This is a genomic window from Prevotella sp. 10(H), from assembly GCF_000711235.1.
Taxonomy (GTDB): domain Bacteria; phylum Bacteroidota; class Bacteroidia; order Bacteroidales; family Dysgonomonadaceae; genus Dysgonomonas.
The window spans coordinates 1-21,250 of the sequence record NZ_JOMI01000002.1 but is presented as its reverse complement, the minus strand read 5'-3'; the positions used below and the strand labels follow the sequence as shown (position 1 = coordinate 21,250).

At 38.7% G+C, this 21,250-nt stretch carries 17 protein-coding genes; 11 read left to right on the top strand and 6 right to left on the bottom strand.

Features of this window, described 5'->3' with window-relative positions; translation table 11 throughout:
- Nucleotides 1–3,906 (bottom strand): hypothetical protein, encoded by a 3,906-nt coding sequence (locus K348_RS0103495; RefSeq protein ID WP_051697597.1) that lies wholly within the window; start codon nt 3,904–3,906, stop codon nt 1–3.
- Between the two features lie 88 nt (nt 3,907–3,994).
- Entirely contained in the window at nt 3,995–5,188 is a 1,194-nt protein-coding gene (gene coaBC / locus K348_RS0103490; protein WP_029902980.1) for a bifunctional phosphopantothenoylcysteine decarboxylase/phosphopantothenate--cysteine ligase CoaBC, read from the bottom strand.
- 170 nt (nt 5,189–5,358) lie between these two features.
- On the opposite strand from coaBC, the gene K348_RS0103485 reads away from it, so the two are divergent.
- The 8 genes from K348_RS0103485 to K348_RS0103450 all read left to right on the top strand — a co-directional run bounded on the left by K348_RS0103485 (nt 5,359) and on the right by K348_RS0103450 (nt 14,335).
- Complete coding sequence (locus K348_RS0103485) at nt 5,359–6,810, top strand: TlpA disulfide reductase family protein (protein ID WP_029902978.1); 1,452 nt, start codon at nt 5,359–5,361, stop codon at nt 6,808–6,810.
- A gap of 123 nt (nt 6,811–6,933) precedes the next feature.
- Entirely contained in the window at nt 6,934–8,304 is a 1,371-nt protein-coding gene (locus K348_RS0103480) for an MFS transporter (RefSeq protein WP_029902975.1), read from the top strand.
- 64 nt (nt 8,305–8,368) lie between these two features.
- Entirely contained in the window at nt 8,369–10,129 is a 1,761-nt protein-coding gene (locus tag K348_RS0103475) for a peptide MFS transporter (RefSeq protein WP_029902973.1), read from the top strand.
- An 82-nt stretch (nt 10,130–10,211) separates the two neighbouring features.
- Nucleotides 10,212–10,718, top strand: coding sequence for a DNA-deoxyinosine glycosylase (locus K348_RS0103470; RefSeq protein WP_029902972.1), 507 nt, complete (start codon nt 10,212–10,214; stop codon nt 10,716–10,718).
- Between the two features lie 443 nt (nt 10,719–11,161).
- Nucleotides 11,162–11,692 carry an RNA polymerase sigma factor gene (locus K348_RS0103465; protein ID WP_029902970.1) on the top strand — a complete coding sequence of 177 codons (531 nt, stop codon included), beginning with the start codon at nt 11,162–11,164 and terminating at the stop codon, nt 11,690–11,692.
- A gap of 15 nt (nt 11,693–11,707) precedes the next feature.
- Nucleotides 11,708–12,256 (top strand): hypothetical protein, encoded by a 549-nt coding sequence (locus K348_RS0103460; RefSeq protein ID WP_029902968.1) that lies wholly within the window; start codon nt 11,708–11,710, stop codon nt 12,254–12,256.
- Between the two features lie 8 nt (nt 12,257–12,264).
- The gene (locus K348_RS0103455) at nt 12,265–13,626 is read left to right on the top strand and encodes a hypothetical protein (protein ID WP_197027628.1); all 1,362 of its coding nucleotides are present in this window, start codon (nt 12,265–12,267) and stop codon (nt 13,624–13,626) included.
- A complete protein-coding gene (locus K348_RS0103450; protein ID WP_029902964.1) occupies nt 13,604–14,335 on the top strand; it encodes a GIN domain-containing protein in 732 nt (243 codons plus the stop codon). Before K348_RS0103455 ends, K348_RS0103450 begins: the two co-directional genes overlap by 23 nt.
- Nucleotides 14,336–14,398: 63 nt before the next feature.
- On the opposite strand, the gene purE is transcribed toward K348_RS0103450, so the two are convergent.
- From purE to rpoN, 4 genes are read right to left on the bottom strand one after another with little or no spacing between them, the layout of a single operon-like run.
- Nucleotides 14,399–14,905, bottom strand: coding sequence for a 5-(carboxyamino)imidazole ribonucleotide mutase (purE, locus tag K348_RS0103445; RefSeq protein ID WP_029902963.1), 507 nt, complete (start codon nt 14,903–14,905; stop codon nt 14,399–14,401).
- A 4-nt stretch (nt 14,906–14,909) separates the two neighbouring features.
- A complete protein-coding gene (gene gcvH / locus K348_RS0103440) occupies nt 14,910–15,290 on the bottom strand; it encodes a glycine cleavage system protein GcvH (protein ID WP_029902962.1) in 381 nt (126 codons plus the stop codon).
- Between the two features lie 25 nt (nt 15,291–15,315).
- Entirely contained in the window at nt 15,316–16,071 is a 756-nt protein-coding gene (locus K348_RS0103435; protein ID WP_029902960.1) for a hypothetical protein, read from the bottom strand.
- Nucleotides 16,068–17,528: an RNA polymerase factor sigma-54 gene (gene rpoN / locus K348_RS0103430; RefSeq protein ID WP_029902958.1), complete on the bottom strand. Its 1,461-nt coding sequence runs from the start codon at nt 17,526–17,528 to the stop codon at nt 16,068–16,070. The genes K348_RS0103435 and rpoN overlap by 4 nt, the downstream gene beginning before the upstream one ends.
- Before the next feature lie 526 nt (nt 17,529–18,054).
- On the opposite strand from rpoN, the gene K348_RS0103425 reads away from it, so the two are divergent.
- The 3 genes from K348_RS0103425 to K348_RS18310 form a co-directional block, all read left to right on the top strand.
- Nucleotides 18,055–18,702, top strand: a complete 648-nt coding sequence (locus tag K348_RS0103425) for a hypothetical protein (RefSeq protein WP_029902956.1) — start codon at nt 18,055–18,057, stop codon at nt 18,700–18,702.
- Between the two features lie 119 nt (nt 18,703–18,821).
- Nucleotides 18,822–20,342: a glutamine-hydrolyzing GMP synthase gene (gene guaA / locus K348_RS0103420; RefSeq protein WP_029902955.1), complete on the top strand. Its 1,521-nt coding sequence runs from the start codon at nt 18,822–18,824 to the stop codon at nt 20,340–20,342.
- 197 nt (nt 20,343–20,539) lie between these two features.
- A partial coding sequence (locus K348_RS18310; RefSeq protein ID WP_036930169.1) for a phage integrase SAM-like domain-containing protein occupies nt 20,540–21,250 on the top strand: 711 nt, incomplete at its 3' end.

Sequence of the window (21,250 nt, the reverse complement as noted above, 5' to 3'; positions counted from 1 at the left end):
TTATTTTTCAACCGGAGGTTCAACACCCAATACAGGTATAGGGGGCTTTTTATCTTCTTTCTTACCTGTGAAAAAATTCTTTACTTTGGTGAAGAAACCGGATACTTTCTTTGCAAAATTCTGTTTACCCTGCGAAACACCTACAGATTCTACTATTGCAGGCTGCAATATCTGCCAGAAGTAATTGAAAGTGGAATGATAAGGGTCCCTTGTGATATGAAGAGACGGTTCTCTCGGCTTATCTTTTGCTTTATTGGGATTGTTAGAGCGTATAATCAAATTGGCAATATCACTCATAAATTTCTTGGTAGACTGCTCTTCATCATTTTTCAGAAGATTTACCTCCAATCCATTATACAAGAATCTCATATCAACTGCAGCATTCATACTCGAAGCCTCTGTCCTGAACCACAGATCATTGAGTATACCATTCTTCACCTTAGCATTTGCCAATGGAGTCACCATATGATTGAGGTCTCTCAGATCAAACCTGTATACATGTCCCTCAAGTACAAAGCAATCATAATCGGGTGTGACAGGCATATCCCATACTGCATTGAAATAACCTGCCCCCATAAGCTTACCTTCGGCTTTCAACCGCATCATTTGTTGTGGATGAGATGCCCTGTTGGTTAAGCCGCCGACAGTAGCATTCATTCCCATAAATGCCAGTTTGCCTGTAACTGTTCCCTTCTTCGGCAATTCTTCATATACAACCGAAAAATTAGAGATTTCGGTAGAATCGAAAGATACTCCGAACGGAATATCATACAATTTTGTATAAATCAGCGGTTGAAGTTTCGGCGGTGTATAAATCTTCTTATTTTTTAAATTTAGCAATACCACATCCTTCAACAGGAACTGCTTTGCATGGAGTATATCATCAGAAAAATATGTATCATAATCGACACCGAACAAGGAAACATTCCCTACAGTTACGTCGAACCAGTCCATGTGTGTGGGATGTCGATATGAAAACTCCATTTTGGGATATGCCGATTCCATCCTAATATCGGAAAGTTTCAGTGTGCCTGCATTTTTATTTACATCGATCTCACCGAAGCCAAGTGTATAATAGCCATCAATAATAGGAAGCGATAAATCTTTGGTATTAAAATTCATATCATCCATCCTTACCTTCCTGTCCACAGTATTTATTTGCAGACCTTCGATAGCCAGATTGGTCGTATTATTCATTTCATTCTGTACCGGAACTATAATAGACGGATATGTATGATTTATTTTAGCATTTGAGATATTTACTCCTTTTATAGAGGCTATGTCTGCATATGGATTAAGTATAGTATAAATATCGCTTTTTGAAGATTTTGTTGTGTCTGCTCTTGATACTTCTTCTTTTCGTTGCTGCGATAGACTAATTACCGGATTCATTATATCCAAAGAGGAAAGTTCCAGAAAAGATTTATTCCGATCCCAGTTGATCCCCGCAAGTGTAAAATCCGGAAGCTGTGTGTTAAATTTTTTATCCGGCTGCTGAATATCAAATTCTCCGTGAGTTATACTGAACTTTCCTATATTGATTTTTTGACCTAAAAGTTTTATTATTCCGTCAGTACCTTTAGTACTAGTATTACCTTGTGGCTGTGATTTGGGTGCTATATGTCGGGATATATAATCCACTTTCGGAGATTGTAAAATAAACTCTCCGATTTTAAAATTCTTACCTGTAGCCCATTGTAGCGTATTCAATCTGAAAGCATCGAGAGTAGTAGTCAGACTATCAGCGGTAACCTCGTCCACATATTTAAATTCCGCATCATTAATATTCACTGCATCTGCTATAATATTACTGAATACAGAAGACATATCATTATTCTCTGATTTCGTTTTTTTCGGTGAATCCGCCGTTTTCACCATGCTTATATGAGGAGAAGCAATATCCAGTGATTTTATTTTCAAATTCTTTTGATTAAGATAGCTGAGATTATCGAATCCTCTCAATTTTATCGAAGGAATATTTATATCATAATACGTAGCCGGAGCTTTCGACCAAGATACAGTCTGAGGTATAAGCCTGATTCCTTCCATAAGGAGGGAGCCTTTCAAAGTAGACAAATCGAGGCTTTTGATTTGTAACCTGTAATTATTATCGTCCAGTAGATTATCGAAATTCCGGAACGATAAACCGATATCATCATAAGTAAAGAGATATCTCGCTGTTTTTCTCGTTTCCTCATCAATCAAAAAATTAACGGCATAGAAGTTCAGCTTATTCAGACGGTATGTACTTTTCATACTAAAATCATGTACAATAACATTTGCATTTACCAGCTTTATATCTTTTACCGAAAGATAATTGGCATAAGGATTAAAAACATTCAATGCATCTTTTGAAGCCTCTATTCCGTCCTTTCCACCGGAAGAATTCTTTTTTCCTTTGGTTATTTTATAATACTGTATATTAGGATTTTCTATCCTTAATTCATCAGCCGAAATACCGGTATCATAATTCAATCCTTCTATAAAAATGCTGTCTATATTCCCGGATAAATAATCATCCGAGACACCCCTCGTCTTTATCGGGCGTATTTTTATATCCGATATATTAAAATGCTTCTCTTCTGTATCCAGATAAAGACTTTCAATATTTACATTCGCATTATTACTTTCTATCTCTCCGTTTATATCTGTAGCCTTCATCGCAAAATTATCTACATACCAGAATTTTCGCTTGTATTGAGACAATGAATCGATAAGAAAACTATTGGCATGAAAATCGAACTGATCGAGTTTGTAAACATCCGTTTTACCATTTTGAATATTTGTGTAATCGAACCGTGTCTTTTCAATCCCGATTTTTCCGATAGATACGCGTTGAAGCAGAGGTGAGACAATAGTATACAGCGACCACGGCTGGCCTTTATTAATGCTATCTTTATTCTGTGTCGTATCTTTCGATTGCGCTACATCACTTCCTGAAACATTATAGTATTCTATGGCAGTGGAAGAAATATCGAATGAATCCGCATCAAGGAAATTCTTGGCATCTTTCCGTTCGAATTTCACTCCTTTTACCAAGACAGATTCTATCTCGGCATTCACATAAGCACCGGTTTTTTCTTCTTTATCCTGCAAATATTCATCAGAAGGATGCAAACGCACACCTTCTATCTGAATCAATTCGTCTATTGTGCTGAGTTTAATATTGTTTGTATTCAGAATCAACTGATCACTATATAGCAGATTCTGAGGTGTATTAGCTATAAATTCAAAGTCGTCGCAATACAGCAATTTTCCCGATGAATAGGAGTCTTTATTGAGTAGAAAGCCGTAAGCCCTGAAATTCGCATCGATCAGAGAATAAACCACAGCAGAATAAGGGTCTTGTATGGTGTAATGAATCTTTGCATTTTCCAGATTTATTTCCTTTACGGTAAGTTCGTCGATATAAGTCGAGATTAGTTGATACAAGGTTTTCGACTCTTTAGTTTCTTCCTTATCCAACGGAGACTTTAATGAAGAATTCAGTACAGGCTGAAAAATCTGTATATCAGGCGTTTTAATTTCGAACAAGCTAAAGTCCAGATTCTTAAAATCCCTGCGCCATGTCAGATTTATTCCTCTGAAACGTATTTCTTCGAGCTTGATTTTGTAATAAAGATCAGGCAGGCTGTCGCCTTTCTTCCATTTTTCATAAACGGCAGAGTCGGGATTGAGCACTACTCCGTTAAGAGCGAGTTCACCGCTGAAAAGGCCGACAGATAATTTATCGTAAGAAAAAGTGTAGAAACCGTCTGTAGCTTTAGAAATTTCTTCCCTGAATTTTTCCCGCAAGCTGTTTTCGAGCCGGTATCTGAGGTACCAGTTCAAGGCAAAACCTCCTACGATCACCAACGCAAGTACGGTAAATATGATTTTTAGCGCTTTTTTTCCTTTTCTATCCATTTAAACAATGCGGTTTTGTTTAGCTGCATTGTTATTAACAAATAAAAATATCTTTTGTTTTCTGTATATAAAACAGACAATAGCGCTTTTATCCCAATGTCTCGTTTATTATATCCGTTGCAACGTCTTTTTTCGATTTCAAGGCAAAATCTTTCCTCTCTCCACTGCTGGTTAGTATCGCTATTTTATTGGTATCATATTTAAAGCCCGCTCCTGCATCATTCAGTGAATTAAGTACGATGAAATCGAGATTTTTCTTAGCCATTTTTTTCAGGGCATTAGTTTCTTCATCATTGGTTTCCAGCGCAAAACCGATAAGAATCTGGCTTGATTTTTTCATTTTACCAAGCGATGCAGCAATATCTTTATTCGGCACAAGCGAAATATTTAATATATCCTCTCCCCTCTTTACTTTTTCCTTATACTGTTCCGCAGGACGAAAATCGGCAACGGCCGCGCACAATAAAGCAGCATCCATTTCGGGGAAAGCTTTGACAGAAGCATTATACATCTCCTCTGCCGACTCCACATCTATACGGGTTATGTTCGGATGATTTATTTTCAATGATACAGGCCCTGCAACCAAAGTCACCTGTGCGCCGCGACGAGCGCATTCTTCAGCAAGAGCAAAGCCCATTTTACCGGAAGAGTAATTGCCGATAAAACGTACAGGGTCTATACGCTCATAAGTAGGCCCTGCCGTTATCAGTACTTTTTTTTTTGAAAGAGATTCCTCTCCTGCAAAGAAATCCTCGACAACTGTGAGTATTTTTTCCGGTTCTTCCATCCGCCCCTTTCCTATGAGGTGGCTGGCAAGTTCACCCGCAGCAGGCTCTATAATAATATTGCCATACGATCTCAACAATTCGATATTCCGTGTGGTAGAAGGATGTGCAAACATATCCAGGTCCATCGCCGGAGCAATCATTACAGGCGATTTCATCGACAGATAGGTCGTGATAAGCATATTATCGGCTATACCGTTTGCCATTTTACCAATTGTAGCGGCTGTTGCGGGAGCTATCAGCATCAGGTCTGCCCACTGCCCGAGGTCTACATGACTGTGCCATGTGCCGTCGTTAGCAGTGAAAAACTCGCTGACTACGGGTTTGCCTGTCAATGCCGAAAGGGTAACGGGGGTAATAAATTCTTTACCGGACGGAGTCATTACGATCTGTACTTCCGCACCTGCTTTGATCAATAACCTTGCCAGTGAAGCTGCTTTATAAGCGGCTATACTACCCGTGATTCCCAATACGATATGCTTATCTTTCAATGTCATAATTTCGATATTTTACGCAAAGATACATCTAATCGAAATATTAGTGACTTAATGTATCTAAAAATTACTAATTAAGTACTTTTTGATGACCTGCATTTATAAAAAATCCATATATTCGTAGTTTTTAACACTAAGGTAATCAGGCTAAATAACCTATAATCTATATCATTATGAAAAATCTTATAAATGCCCTTTACATTCTACTGACATCTGTTTGCATTATCTCCTGTTCTTCCAAAAACAACGAATTAAAGCCCAAAAGAACAGTTATTGCGGGCATTGTGAATAATTATTCCGATAAATCAAGCCTTATAGTGGTAAACTTCTGTGACCCATTGGATAATGACCGTCAATCGGCCCAGATTCTATCCGAAACAAACGGCTCTTTTCACACTGAGCATGAATACACTTTTGCTCAAAACCTGACTATCCGTATCGCCAACAGGTTTATTAATCTGTTTGTGCATCCGGGAGATTCTGTATTTGTAAATATCGATGCGGATAAGATCGGGCCTGATTTGGATAATAGCGTTACTTTTTCAGGTGACAATCCGGAACTCAACAGGGAAATATTTCTATGGACAAATTATTCATATCAGATTCTTTCATTCAATTTTGACAATGACGCTCCTCCCCAAGAATTTTTAACGCATCTCAAACAGCAGTTCAACATAGGCAAGGATTCTATCGATGCATATTCGGATAGGAATAATTCAAGCGACTTTCTAAGGCAGTGGGCATTTACCGATTATAAATACATTGCAGCGAATTACATTATGGATTATAATGCCAACGAAGCGGATAAATGGGATGTCTTTACAGATTCTATATTCGATGTGTTTAATGAAAGTAATTTCCAGACAATGTATTTCCAGTATCACCTGAGTTCTTGTTTGAGAACAGTAATTGAAGGCGAACCCGAAATCTCGCGATTGTTAAAAGAAGAAGACTTCCCTCATGCTATACCACTAATAATTAAACGATTATCGGAAAAAGCGCCCGAAGGTGTAGTCAGAGATGTCATGCTATATAATTTTCTGAAAGAAGTAGTGAGCAAAGATTCTAATTTATATGATTCTGTACCTGAAATAAGAACAGCCTTTTCACAAAGGCTATTTGTGGATAAATTAGAGAAAATCAGACAAGCCGAACAAATACAGGAACTGCCGGAAACAGAAAAACCATTGAACGAGTTGGTTTATATGATTAATGATAATGAAACAGATACTCTGCGCGATGTAAAACTGCTGAATTATCTATCCGAAAAATATGGAAATAAAGTCCTGTATATCGATGTGTGGGCGACATGGTGCGGGCCTTGTATAGAAGCAATGAAGTTTGTACCGGAACTACATAATTATTATAAAGAAAAAGACGTTGTATTCATCAATTTGTGTGTAGAATCTTCAGCAGAAAACTGGCCAAAAACAATAAAGAAGCATAATATCGGAGGGGAAAATTACTATTTAGATACTAATGCATCGCTATTATTCAGATCGGAAAACAATCTTCCGGGATACCCTTCATATATTATAATTGACAAAGACAAGAAAGTACACACATCGGTATCGGGACCCGATGAACCGGAGTCAGTCAGAAAGAAGATAGACAGTTTATTATAACCCACTTGAGTGATATTTAATCTGCCGGATAGCTATGTTTTAAAGCATTGGATTATAGATTTCTAATTCTTTTCCATACTTTTGCATTCAAAATTCAAACAAACATTTAATTATTAAACAGAAATGACCGAAATACTAAGGCAAAAACTAAGCGACTCTAAGGCTGCCCGATTCATGGTGCTGGGGGTTGTTGCACTGACGATGTTCTGTGGATACTACATCACAGACGTCATGGCACCGTTAAAACCAATGCTCGAAAGCGAATTCGGCTGGCAAAGTTCCGATTACGGATTTTTCACCAGCGCCTACGGCTGGTTCAATGTATTTCTTGTGATGCTTATTTTAGGGGGAATTATCCTTGATAAAATGGGCGTTCGCTTCACCGGATTAGGAGCATGTATACTGATGGTGGCAGGCTGTTCCCTGAAATACTATGCTATAGCATATGGTTCGGGTTTTGAGGGGACCATACTCGGTGTTAATACACAGGTAATGCTGGCGAGTGTCGGATTTGCTATTTTCGGAATGGGAGTCGAGATAGCAGGTATAACGGTGACAAAAGTGATTGTACGGTGGTTTAAAGGACATGAGATGGCTTTAGCGATGGGTTTACAGGTTTCGGTTGCCCGTATCGGTACCACCCTTGCTTTATCTGCATCATTCCCTATTGCAAAGCATTTCAATAGTGTATCGGCGCCTATACTGTTTGGGCTTGTATTACTTTGCATCGGATTGATCGCTTTCCTTGTATTCTCTGTAATGGATAAGAAGCTGGATGCATCTATGACAGAAACAAATGAAGAAAAAGAAGAGCCGTTTAAAGTATCGGATATTCTTTTCATTGTGAAAAACAGAGGGTTTTGGCTAATAGCATTCCTTTGCGTATTGTTCTATTCTGCTGTATTTCCATTCCTTAAATATGCAGTGGATTTAATGATAAACAAATACAATATCGAACCTGAATTTGCGGGAAATATCCCGGCAATACTACCTTTCGGAGCGATATTATTAACCCCGCTCTTCGGAGGAATATACGATAAGAAAGGAAAAGGCGCCACTATAATGATAATAGGAGCAGTATTATTAATAATTGTACATTCTTTATTTGCAGCTCCTGTGCTAAACTACTGGTGGTTTGCAACAGGCTTGATGGTGCTTCTCGGTATCGGATTTTCACTTGTTCCTTCGGCAATGTGGCCTTCTGTGCCTAAAATCATTCCTGAGAACAAGCTCGGTACAGCATACGCTCTTATCTTCTGGGTACAAAACTGGGGGCTAATGGGTGTACCATATGTAATCGGCCTCGTTCTGGAAAAATATTGTATTACAGGTCAACGCATGGTAGATGGAAAAGCCGTTAATATGTATGATTATACATTACCAATGATAATATTCACCTGCTTCGGCATCCTCGCCCTTGTTGTAGCCCTGCTACTGAAAGCGGAAGATAAGAAAAAAGGCTACGGTTTGGAACTACCGAACATTAAGAAATAATATATAAATCCGGTTCTCAAAGGCCGGATTTTTTCATTTTTCTATATTCAGAGATTTTTGATAAATGACTAACGAAAAAGAAATTGTTCAAAAAGGACATCCTACAGGCCTCTATTTGATTTTTGCCACCGAGATGTGGGAAAGATTCAGCTATTACGGTATGCGTGCGCTTTTTGTTCTATATATGACGAAAGCCCTGCTATTCGATAAAGCTTACAGTTCACAGATATACGGTAGTTATACCGGACTTGTCTATCTCACACCACTTATCGGCGGATATATTGCCGACCGCTATTGGGGCAACCGCCGTTCCATTATTGTAGGCGGTCTGTTAATGGCTTTGGGACAGTTTCTGATGTTTCTTTCGGGTCATTTCTTCGAAAATGTCGATTTGGCCACTACTCTGATGTTCTCCGGACTCGGATTTCTTATTTTAGGCAACGGTTTTTTCAAGCCGAATATTTCTACTATGGTAGGACAATTATATAAGCCGGAAGACACTCGTAAAGACTCTGCATATACAATATTCTATATGGGTGTAAATACAGGCTCGTTCTTTGCACCTCTAGTCTGTGGTATACTTGGCGATACAGGTCATCCTGCCGATTTTAAATGGGGATTCTTGGCGGCATGTGTCGGTATGCTGTTCGGGGTCGTTGTTTTCACCATGCTCAAAGATAAGTATCTGGTAACTCCTGCAGGGGAAGCCATAGGCGTAATTCCAAACAGTAAGGATACTGCGAGGATGGAAAAAGAAGAGAAAGAAGAAACGCCCAAAACAGAACATAAGAATGCAGGCTTCAGACTTGCGGCTATATGGGGCGCTGTGTGGATAGGACTGTTTTTTCTCCTTTATAAGGTGTTCGATACCGATATTATCGGCGCTATTATATTCTCTATGGCTATCGCCGCGCCGGGATATATTATTTCCGACCCTTCACTTACTAAAATCGAACGTTCACGCATCTGGGTAATATACATTATCGCGTTTTTCGTCATATTCTTCTGGGCGGCATTTGAACAGGCAGGTGCATCGCTGACCTATTTTGCCGAAGAGCAAACAAACAGGCATATCGGCATTTTCAATTGGACGATTCCTACATCTTATTTTCAGTCTGTGAATGCTGTTGCCATTATTATATTTGCTCCAATATTCGTAGCTATATGGACGAAGCTCAGCAGGAAAGGAAAAGAACCCGCTTCGCCTTATAAGCAATCGATAGGCCTTTTCTTGCTTGCAATGGGTTACCTCATTATCGCTTTTGGTGTGAGAGGCCTTGCACCGGGCGTGAAAGTGAGTATGCTATGGCTGATTAGCCTTTATACGATTCATACTTTCGGGGAATTATGCCTGTCTCCTATCGGCTTGTCGATGGTAAATAAACTGGCGCCTATCCGCTTTGCCTCACTGCTTATGGCAACATGGTATATGAGCACTTCGGCAGCAAATAAGTTCTCAGGAACCTTGAGCGGTTATTATCCGGAGCCATTGATCGAACTGTCGGCCGTGCAATCGGCAGAGGAAGAGAACCAGTTAACACTTTTACCGGAGAATTTTAAAGAATCGGTATCTTTGAAAGAAGGAACGGAAGTTATTCCTTTCGGACAGATTGCATTCGGAAAAATAGAAAATAAAGAATTAAAGACCACTGTTCAGAGCGAACTGGAAAAGCAGCAAATGGAAAATCCCAAATCATTTCTGGGTTATCAGATTTCAAACCTGTACGATTTCTTTATGCTCTTTGTATTCATGGCTGGAGCCGCTTCTGTTATACTATTCTTTTTGTTGAAACGTCTGATGAAAATGATGCACGGAATAAGATAGCTGTCAATTAATAATTAAAAATGAACAATTAATAATGTAACTCGTAACTGCCCATAGGGCGAAGTAACTTGTAACTGACATCATGAGAAAAATAGCTTTTGAGCCGATTGCAAATGATAAATCCCGCATTCTGATACTGGGAACGATGCCCAGCGAAGAATCTTTGCGAAAACAGGAGCGTTACGGGCATAAAAGCAATCAGTTTTGGAAAATCCTTTTTGCTCTTTTCGATAAGCCGCTGCCGGAAGATTATTCCGAAAAAAATGCTTTGCTTGCAGAGAATAACATAGCTATATGGGATGTGCTTGAATCCTGTGAAGGAAAAGGCAGTCTCGATAGTTGTATTAAAAACGAAAAAGCAAACGATTTCAAAAAATTCTTCAAGAAATATCCACAAATAAAGCATGTCTTTTTTACAAGTAAGAAAGCCGAAGAATTCTATAAGAAGTACGTCGGGTTCGACGAAAACAGGATATTTATCACACTCCCTTCCCCCAGTCCAGCCAATGCCCGAATGTCGCTAGCTGAGAAAACCGAGAAATGGAAAATCCTTTTAGAAACCGTTGATTTTTATAGGGATAAGCCGTAAGACAAGTTCTTTAAAACTTTATCTATATTGTTTTTAGCCGTTAGCTATTAGCAGATGACTGTTAGCTCTTTGGCATAGGTTTTTAGTTACAAGTTACTGCGCCCTGCGGCCAGTGACAAGTTACGGGATTATTAATTGTTCATTTTTAATTATTAATTAGTTCCTGTTACTTTTGTTACCTTTTGCGGCTTGGCGTCTTTTCGAGAGATCAGAACATTTTATGCTAAGGGCTAAAAGCTATCAGCTAATAGCTATAAAATCGTTACTTTTGTTACCTTTTAACTATATATTGTTAAAAAATGTAAACAAATAAAACTTTAAGCAGGGTTATGTTCTATCTCTTTTATTATTAATTTTAGTTTTTAAAAAAATATTTTATTCTTTTTGTAACACCCTGATTTAAGGTACGTATATATAATTGAAGGGTTAATCAAAAACAGTAAATGATAAGCTTCGACACCGGTATAATAGAGCAATGCAAGAAGAGCGATCGTAGGGCCCAGATGCAGCTGTATAAAACTTTCTACAAGAGAGTTTACAATACCTGTCTTCGTATCCTTCACGATTCGGGCGAGGCTGAAGATGTCATGCAGGAAGCTTTTTTGAAGGCATTTTCGAGCCTTGATAGTTATAATATCAATATACCTTTCGAAGCGTGGCTGGTGAGAATAGCAATCAATGCGTCCATTGATAAACTGAGAAAGAAAAATCTGGAAACAATGGAACTCTTTGATAATTTTAATTATGATGTTATCGACAACGATGACAATGAAGATTGGGAAAACGTATTGGAAAAAGTTGGCAAGGTGAAAGAAGCAATAGAAAGATTGCCCGAATCGAGTCGTTTGATTGTCAATTTATACCTTATAGAAGGATACGATCATGAAGAGATCGCCGAAATACTGAATATAGCACCGGGTACAGCCCGTATACAATATATGAGAGCGAAACAAAAATTAGTCGAACTTATCTGAAAGGAGGAGTTAGAAATGAAGGATATAAGAAAATTTATAGCTGAAAATAGGGATTTATTCGATGAAAAGGAACCATCGGCAGGCCATATGGAACGTTTTGAAGCATTGCTGAAAGAACAGGAAAAGACCGGACCCGTTGAGGAAAAGGAGCCGAAAAAGATAAAGATTTTTAATATTATCTCTGTGGCTGCCACTGTAGCAATTTTAATTGGAGTTGCGGTTACACTCTATGCACCGCAAAGCATCGAAGTCGCGCCTGCTCCTGCTAATGAAAATGCGATTTCTACCGGAGAATTTCAGGCAACCAATGATTATTACAGTCAGCAGATGGAAGAGCAAATCGCAGACATCATGTGTAAGTTGGCTTATACAGATACTAATAATCAGGCGCAACTTACAACCGATATTCAGGAGATTATCGAAAGGAATAAGGCTTTTGTCGAAGAAATGGCAAGAAATGAGAATCAGGAAGTGGCTATACGCTATCTCGTAAAAAATTATAAAACGAATATTCAAAGATTAGAGAATATAAATCAGAAACTAGGTAAATACACAAAATGTTAAACAAGGATATGATGAAAAAAATTATATTATTACTAGCCATCGTCCTTACATCATCTTATGGCAAAGCAGATGATAGGACAGATTATCAATTACAGGACTCGGTAAGGATAATCAAAAAGAAATTGGAAATCGGCCAAAAGGGAGAAAGGATCTACTATTCCGATATTCAATCAATAGACGGGGATCTATTGTCTTTCGATTCCCTGAACAGTTTAAATTCGCTGCAATCTTTGCAGGATTTAAATCTAAGTTCTTTGGATCTTCTGAATGATTTGGATCTTAGTTCTCCGGAATCTTTCGAGTCTTTGGAAGAGGTGAAGAATCTGGCAGAGTTGAGGAATTATACTGAATTAGAAATTGTTACTAATAATAATCAGAAAAAGAAATTTGTTTTTAATACCCGCTCATCATCCGGAAAAAATGACAAATCGTCCGATAAGCCGGCAAAGACTGATAAGAAAACTTTTTCTAATATTTCAGCGATAGATGTTACTCATAAATATGGTAATATTGTTACCCGTGAGTCTTCCTCCAAGCAGGTTGAAGTGGAAATACAGTATTTCGAAAAAGACGGTAGTATCGGAGAATGCCAGATCTCAAACACAGGCGGGCAATTATCTATATTAACCGTAAAGACCGGAGGCAAAAGATCGAATGCCAAAATTAATTATATTATAAGTATCCCTCGTGGAACAGCCTTCGATGTGAACATAAACTACGGTGATGTGAAGATGATAGATAATTTCAATGGAGCGCTAAATGCGAATCTGTCTTATAGTAATTTATCAGCTCAAAAAATTTCAAACGCTACTATAAAAGCCCGTTACAGTGATGTCGAAATTGCGGAAGCTCAGGATATGAACCTTTCGGGAGCATATTCGGATTATACAATCACAAAAGTTCGCAATGTTATATCATCGGGAGATTATAACGACTGTCAATTCGACGAGATAAATACTTTGACTATAGATGAAAAAAGCACATACGGTGACCTTGAGATAGGAACAATAAATAGCTTTAGCGGAAAGATATATTATGCTGATCTCGTTATAGAAAATCTTTTGTCCGATATCAATGTAACCAGTAATTATGGGGATATTACAATAAAATCGGTATCGTCTAAAGTTAAGAATATCTATATAAAGGGCAGCTATTGCGATGTAGAGATAGGTTTGCCATCCGGCTTGTCTGCAACACTCGATGCAAACATAATTTATGGAGACCTCAATATCCCACGATCTTATACTACAAAGTTTACCGAATCATCTGAAAAAAATAACAGAGTGATTATGCGTGGACAGATTGGTAAGGGAAACCCTACAGCTAAGATAGAAGTGTCTAACCGTTATGCAGATATACAATTCAGATAAATATTATATTATGAAAAAGAAGAATATTATTGTGCTTGTTTTATGCTGTATTTCCTATTTAGGAGCCTCAGCACAGATAGTTAAGGAGAAAAAATCCGTAAGCCCCTTCACTAAGATCTCATCCAGTTTGGGAATAGTAGTCAAATTTACACAAGGAAATTCTCATTCACTGGAAATAGAAGCCCAACAAGAGAATATCTCGAAGGTTGACTTCAAAGTAGAAGACGACACGTTTATAATAACGCTGAAACAAGACGCTCATATCCGCAATTCTACAATTACTGCCTATGTATCGGCACCCACTCTGGATGAAATAATGCTAGATACTGGTGGTCGGTTTGAATCAGGCTCAGTAAAATACAAAGGTGACTTTTCCATATCTGCCCACGCCGGAGGAAATTTAGATATTGACAAACTCGAAGCATCTGAAATCGACCTTTCGATTTCTAGCGGTTCAAATTGTAGAATCAAAAATCTAAAGGCAGAATCACTTGATCTGGACTTGTCGGCCGGAAGTAATGCTGATGTAACGTTGAATAATGTAGACGAGGCCGAGATAAATGCAAGTGCTGGCTCAAAGCTAATAGTTAAGGGAAAGGTTAAGGAAGCGTCAATTAATTGCAGCGGCGGCTCAAAAGGTGATATATCAGGATTGACAGGAGATGACATAGATTCTCATAGTTCAGGAGAATCCAGTATTAAGAAGTAATAGACTAAAATAGAATGGAGGATGTACAATTACATCTCTCCATTCTGTAATATCTTAATCCTCTTAGTTTGTCTTGAATTTGTACTGCACTTTTGCCAGATCTTCGTTCGCTTTCTCAATCTTACTTTTGAGGCTTTCTTTATAGGCAATGAGTTTCTTTTGCAGTTCCTCATCTCCTGTAGCTATCATCTGAAGGGCAAGGATGGCAGCATTCAGTGATCCGTTGATGCCTACAGTGGCAACAGGAATTCCCGGAGGCATCTGTACAATGGCTAGTAAGGCATCCATTCCATCGAGAGATGCATCGATAGGCACTCCGATAACAGGTATTGAGGTCATAGATGCAATAACTCCCGGAAGATGTGCAGCCATGCCTGCTGCGGCGATGATTACTTTTATACCTCTTTTGTGTGCTGCTTTAGCGAAAGCTTCCACACGTTCGGGAGTGCGGTGAGCCGACAAAGCGTTAATCTCAAATGGAATCTCCATTTCATCGAAGAACTTGGCGGCCTTTTCCATTACGGGGAGATCAGATGTACTCCCCATAATTATGCTGACAATAGGTCTCATCTGATTATTTACCGATTAGTTTCTTGTAATCTGCAGCTGATAGCAAAGCATCGAGTTGTGAAGCATCGCTAACGGCAACTTTGATAATCCATCCCTTACCGTAAGGATCTTCGTTTATCAGTTCCGGCTTATCTTCCAGCTCGGCATTTACTTCAAGCACTTCTCCGGTTACAGGCATTAAAAGGTCGGATACGGTTTTCACAGCTTCTACACTGCCGAACACTCCGTCTTTATCGATCGTTTCACCTTCGGTGGTAACATCCACATAGACGATTTCACCCAGTTCGCTTTGTGCAAACTCTGTAATACCAACCACTGCATTGTCGCCTTCAACTTTGATCCATTCGTGATCTTTTGAATACTTCAGATTTTCAGGAAAATTCATAATCTTTTTATTATATGTTATTAAATTATAAGTTCTTGAAGTAGAATACTATAAACGCCCAATATGTTCCTATAAATACACTGATATATGAAACTAACAAGCCTACAACGAAACCTAAATATACCTGAGCAGGAGTATGTCGCTGAAGCACCAGACGTGAAACTCCCAGGCACCCTGCTAAGATAAATAAAATGATGAACAAAATGAAAGGATTCAGCCCTTTTACATTATAGCATATTGACAATGTGCTACCGATAAGGGCTCCAATCCCCATCATATGAAGGCTTATCTTCCAACGCTTTGTTACAATAGCAGCTATCACTATCAAAATGAGCGGGGCAGCCAGTACTCCGATAAACCATGCGTAAAGGCCAGCTGCAGCAAAGTAATAGACCAGCAAACTATAAGAAAGAAAGAGTGCGATAAAGGGAATTAACCTGTCGTCACGGTCTTTAAGATCATAATCTTTTATCAACCCACCCTTTCTCAGAAAGTATATACTGCTTGCCGGCACAACACATGTAAGGAAAAATACAGGAGTAATGAAACGGATAAATTGACCTGAAAACAACAGGCTGAAATCCGTATACAAGAACAGAAGAGCAATGCAATATACACCCATTAGCAGAGGATGAAGAACAACCGATACTATTTTTGCAAGAACCGGCTCCTTTTTCTTCGGGGGCTCATATGAAAATGAAGATTTGCCCGATCCGGAATCTCCGCTTATACTACTCAGGTTATTGACCGCATCCAGTGCATTGTCTATTTCTTCTATCATATTTCCTTTCTTAAACGGGCAACAGGCAGGTTCATCTGCTCCCGGTATTTTGCTACAGTGCGGCGGGCAATAATATATCCTTTCTCTTTCAGTATCTCAGAAAGCCTGTCGTCTGTGAGTGGTCTTTTTTTATCTTCGTTCTCAATACAGTCTTTAAGTATAGCCTTTACCTCGCGGGAAGATATTTCTTCGCCCGTATCCATCTGCATCGATTCTGAGAAGAAGTATTTTAGCGAATAGACCCCAAAATTAGTCTGCACATATTTACTGTTGCTTACGCGCGAGATAGTCGATATATCATAACCTGTACGCTCAGCAACATCTTTCAATATCATGGGCCTCAACTGCGTTTCGTCTCCGGTAAGGAAGAAATCGTATTGCATATCCATAATGGCCTGCATAGTGCGTTGAAGTGTATCCTGCCGTTGCTTTATAGCATCAATAAACCAGCGCGCCGAATCCAGTTTTTGCTTTACAAAAAGTACCGCATTCTTACTATCCGAAGACATGCTGTCTTTATTGTCGGCATATCCTCTCAGCAGGTCGGAATACTCCCGGTTGACACGCAAATCAGGAATATTGCGGTTATTCATGCTGAGAATAAGTTCTCCGTTGTATGACTCTACGATGAAATCGGGTATAATGGTACTTAGAGTAAGAGATAAAGAATCGCCCCAATTATTCCCCGGCTTGGGATTTAGGGTAGTGATCTCCTGAATAACTGTTTTTAACTCCGTTTCATCGATTCCCAGTTGCCTGATAATCTTTTCATAGTGCCTTTTCGAAAATTCTTCGAAATAATCGGCAATTATACGGGTTGCATGGACTACAGCATCAGATTTCTCCCTACGCTCCAATTGTAGCAACAGGCATTCCTGAAGATTACGTGCACCAATCCCGGCAGGCTCAAACTCCTGAATTATTTTCAGTATCTCTTCTAGCCGCGATACAGGTACATCTATATTCTGCTGGAAAACAAGGTCATCCGATATGGCAGATAAGGACCTGTCTAAATAGCCGTTTTCATCGATATTACCGATTATGTATTCTGCTACTTTTTCATCGTCACCTTCCAGTTCGCTTTCCCCCAACTGTTCTATAAGATATTCGTGAAGCGAAGCAGCTACCGAAAATGGTATTTCTTCATGCTTAGTCGTTGCCTGTTTGTTATTATCCCGAAGTTGGTAATCGGGTATCTCGTCCTCGTTCAGATAATCGCCCAAGGTCAGTTCTTCCTGTGAAATATTCCCCTCATCTTCCGAACTGTAGTCATCATCGAATTCGGAAGTACTATCGGTCGGATCCAGCCCTTCTTCGAGCGCCGGATTATCCTCTAGTTCCTGTTTTATACGGTCTTCCAATTCCACAACAGGCAGTTCGGTTAACTTAATAACCTGCATCTGAAGAGGCGAGAGCTTCTGTTGCTGTTTGAGTTGTAGGGACTGTTTAAGAGCCATATGATAATGAATTTCTACTAAGGCAAAGATAATAATAAAAACAATATTTCATCCCAATGGTTCAACAACCATATTGCGATAAACGAAAATATCCTTTTAATTTTTACCTAATATATTTAATAACCCTTAATGAAATCATATTTACATTTTTTAACCATAAATAGTTAAAAGGTAACAAAAGTAACGAATTTATAGCTATTAGCTGATAGCTTTTAGCCCTTAGCATAAAATGTTCTGATCTCTCGAAAAGACGCCAAGCCGCAAAAGGTAACAAAAGTAACAGGAACTAATTAATAATTAAAAATGAACAATTAATAATCCCGTAACTTGTCACTGGCCGCAGGGCGCAGTAACTTGTAACTAAAAACCTATGCCAAAGAGCTAACAGCCATCCGCTAATAGCTAACGTCTAAAAATAACATAGATAAACTTATAACCAATTTATTCATTTTCCACCCCCTCAAAATATGTATCTAAAAAATAAATTGTAGTTTTAAACGCTAATTCAAACAAGCATGACTTTACTATGAAGAAACTATTATTACTTGCCTTGCTGCCAACTCTATTTATTGCATGCAAAAAAGAGAAAATAAAAGAATTGCCTGTAAACAAAATGTATCTGGTAGAATACCGTTTCAATCATCCCACCCCTCCCGAGACGGAATGGAAATTTTATGTAAACGGAATAAGCGAGATCGATAAACTTTGTAATATAAAAACCACCCGATACAATCCCCGCACAGAAAAATACCATTCATTAATGTTTACATTATCCGATAGTATAAAGAACCGGATTTCCGGCATTATCAAACAATATCCGCGCGACACTTCCTTTGTTTTCAGAGGAAATGAAGAGCACGACATAAATAAGTACAAAGGCTACTATTATTTTATATGGGCCGAAAGGGATTACAACAAACCTCTGTTGATAGATCTATATTTACCCGACAGGCTGACGGACGAATGGAAATTTGTAGCTAAAAATGTATATGAAAACTATAGCGACGGCTATACAGGCCTGAAAATAAATGATACCAAATCTTTCCGGCAATATGTTTCCCGTTTCGAAAGGTCATTGCCCGACGGACATATTACACGGCCGCCGGCTGTAAGGTGGACGGAACAGAATTCTGTCGTATATGATAATGAAGAAAGCGAAGAAGAGGAATATTGAAGTACATCAGGCAGTGAATGCTTTATCGATGTTAAATGACTTATATGCATAAAGAAAATATCAGAAAAAAGATGTACCTTTGTGCGCATTAAAATCAATAACCTATACTAGTTATTTTTATGCAGGAAAAAATCATTATCCTCGATTTCGGGTCACAAACCACCCAGCTGATTGGTCGCAGAGTCAGAGAATTAAACACCTACTGCGAAATCGTTCCTTACAACAAGTTTCCTTTCGGCGATGAAAGTGTAAAAGGGGTTATCCTCTCGGGAAGTCCTTTTTCGGTAAATGATGCCGATGCTTTCAAACCCGAACTCAGCCAGATAAGGAGAAAATATCCTGTGCTAGGCATTTGCTACGGCGCACAGTATCTTGCTTACAGTTCAGGAGGCAAAGTAGAAAAAGGAGATTTCCGTGAATACGGACGGGCGCATCTCTCAAAGATAAATACGAATGTACCTTTATTTGACGGCATATCGGAAGGCACACAGGTATGGATGTCCCACGGAGATACGATTACCGTAATTCCTGATAACTTTGAAACAATAGCAAGCACTGCCGATGTTGCGGTTGCTTCATATAAAATAAAAGGTGAAGAAACGTGGGCGGTACAGTTCCATCCCGAAGTTTTCCACACTACCGACGGCACACGCTTATTGAGTAACTTTCTCAATATTTGCAAAGTGAACAGAGAATGGAGCCCTGCTTCTTTCATCGATTCTACGGTAGCTGAATTAAAAGCTACTTTAGGCAACGATAAAGTTATTCTTGCCCTTTCCGGCGGAGTAGATTCTTCGGTAACAGCAGTATTGCTGAACAGGGCTATCGGTAAAAATCTTACTTGTGTTTTTGTTGATCATGGTCTGTTACGAAAAAATGAATTCGAAACCGTACTGAAAGATTACGAACATCTCGGTCTGAATGTTATCGGTGTAGATGCCAAAGCACGTTTCTACAAAGAGCTTGCAGGTGTTACCGATCCCGAAACCAAACGTAAAATCATAGGTAAAGGATTCATTCAGGTTTTCGACGAAGAGGCGCATAAGCTGAAAGATATAAAATGGCTCGGTCAGGGTACCATATACCCCGACATTATCGAGTCGCTTTCCATTACAGGACATGTGATAAAATCGCATCACAATGTAGGCGGCCTGCCCGAAAAAATGAACCTGAAACTGGTTGAACCGCTACGTCTGCTTTTCAAAGACGAAGTTCGCCGTGTAGGTCTCGAACTGGGCATGAAAGAAAGCCTTATCAAGCGTCACCCGTTCCCGGGCCCCGGACTTGGTATCCGCATACTTGGAGATATCACTCCTGAGAAAGTGGAAATTATACAGAATGCCGACGATATCTTTATCCGTACACTTCGTGAATACAACTTGTATGATAAAGTATGGCAGGCAGGAGCAATACTTCTTCCGGTGAAATCGGTAGGTGTAATGGGAGATGAACGCACTTACGAAAATACGGTAGCGCTCCGCGCCGTAACTTCTACAGATGCAATGACAGCCGACTGGGCACATCTTCCGTATGATTTCCTTGCTAAAGTTTCAAACGAAATTATCAATAAAGTAAGAGGTGTGAACCGCGTCGTTTATGATATTTCATCAAAACCGCCTGCAACTATCGAGTGGGAATAAATTTTCAGTATTTGATTATCATACGTTTATCTTTATTTTTAATTTTAATTTATTTATAAACAGTGATTTACGATAAGAAATAAGAAAATTCTAAAAAATGGAATCTCGGTAAAAAATATAAAATAGTCCCCTAAAAGTGTCCCCTTCTATTTGGTTCGGGACACTTTTTTTTGTTCATTTGTGAAAAATGAAATCTTATGGCAAACGATACTAAAATTCACTTTTACCTGAAAGAAACTAAAGGATATAAACCACAGTTAATTTATATCAGGTTTTATTTCATAAAGCCGATAAAGCTAAGCATTGGTAAGAGTGTCTTACCTAAAATGTGGGATAAGGAAAATGAACTCTGCTATACAGGCACGATGTTTACAAGAGTACAGAACCAACACGCAAAAAAGATTAACAATTTTCTGAGTTATATGAACAGTCAGACAGATTTTTTTCTTAAAGAACATGCAGAATGGAAACTCCAAAAAGAAAATGAAAATCAGATAATAAGCTCTGTCAAACAAATAGTCAAATCATATATCAATCAATATGAGAATAGACAAAGAGAGGAAATAGCACAGAAGGAGATTACTCCATCAGAATATTTTGAAAATTATATCGAAAATATGACTTCACGGGTAGTTCGTAGAACAGGAACATTTACAAATCTTAGGACAAAGAAACACCATGAAATTATTTTAAAACGGTTTAAATCGTTTTTAGCTGATAGTAAATTGATAAACAACTTTTCAATTTTTGATAAGGATTTTGAGGGAAAATTTGAGTTTTGGTCTTACAAAACTAAAGAGCATGAACCTAATACAGTTGCTGCTTCTTTGTCTGTTATGAAAGTATGGCTTACTAAAGCCGAAGAAGAAGGTTTAATAACTGATAGATGTTTTCACTCTTGGAAATCT

Excerpts from the sequence above, each read along its gene's own strand:
- rpoN (WP_029902958.1), bottom strand. The coding sequence starts at position 17,528 with ATGGCTCTTAAACAGTCCCTACAACTCAAACAGCAACAGAAGCTCTCG.
- K348_RS0103435 (WP_029902960.1), bottom strand. The coding sequence starts at position 16,071 with ATGATAGAAGAAATAGACAATGCACTGGATGCGGTCAATAACCTGAGT.
- K348_RS0103470 (WP_029902972.1), top strand. The coding sequence starts at position 10,212 with ATGAGAAAAATAGCTTTTGAGCCGATTGCAAATGATAAATCCCGCATT.
- K348_RS0103465 (WP_029902970.1), top strand. The coding sequence starts at position 11,162 with ATGATAAGCTTCGACACCGGTATAATAGAGCAATGCAAGAAGAGCGAT.
- guaA (WP_029902955.1), top strand. The coding sequence starts at position 18,822 with ATGCAGGAAAAAATCATTATCCTCGATTTCGGGTCACAAACCACCCAG.
- K348_RS0103450 (WP_029902964.1), top strand. The coding sequence starts at position 13,604 with ATGCAGATATACAATTCAGATAAATATTATATTATGAAAAAGAAGAAT.
- K348_RS0103455 (WP_197027628.1), top strand. The coding sequence starts at position 12,265 with ATGATGAAAAAAATTATATTATTACTAGCCATCGTCCTTACATCATCT.
- K348_RS0103475 (WP_029902973.1), top strand. The coding sequence starts at position 8,369 with ATGACTAACGAAAAAGAAATTGTTCAAAAAGGACATCCTACAGGCCTC.
- gcvH (WP_029902962.1), bottom strand. The coding sequence starts at position 15,290 with ATGAATTTTCCTGAAAATCTGAAGTATTCAAAAGATCACGAATGGATC.
- K348_RS0103485 (WP_029902978.1), top strand. The coding sequence starts at position 5,359 with ATGAAAAATCTTATAAATGCCCTTTACATTCTACTGACATCTGTTTGC.
- K348_RS0103480 (WP_029902975.1), top strand. The coding sequence starts at position 6,934 with ATGACCGAAATACTAAGGCAAAAACTAAGCGACTCTAAGGCTGCCCGA.
- K348_RS0103495 (WP_051697597.1), bottom strand. The coding sequence starts at position 3,906 with ATGGATAGAAAAGGAAAAAAAGCGCTAAAAATCATATTTACCGTACTT.
- coaBC (WP_029902980.1), bottom strand. The coding sequence starts at position 5,188 with ATGACATTGAAAGATAAGCATATCGTATTGGGAATCACGGGTAGTATA.
- purE (WP_029902963.1), bottom strand. The coding sequence starts at position 14,905 with ATGAGACCTATTGTCAGCATAATTATGGGGAGTACATCTGATCTCCCC.
- K348_RS0103425 (WP_029902956.1), top strand. The coding sequence starts at position 18,055 with ATGAAGAAACTATTATTACTTGCCTTGCTGCCAACTCTATTTATTGCA.
- K348_RS0103460 (WP_029902968.1), top strand. The coding sequence starts at position 11,708 with ATGAAGGATATAAGAAAATTTATAGCTGAAAATAGGGATTTATTCGAT.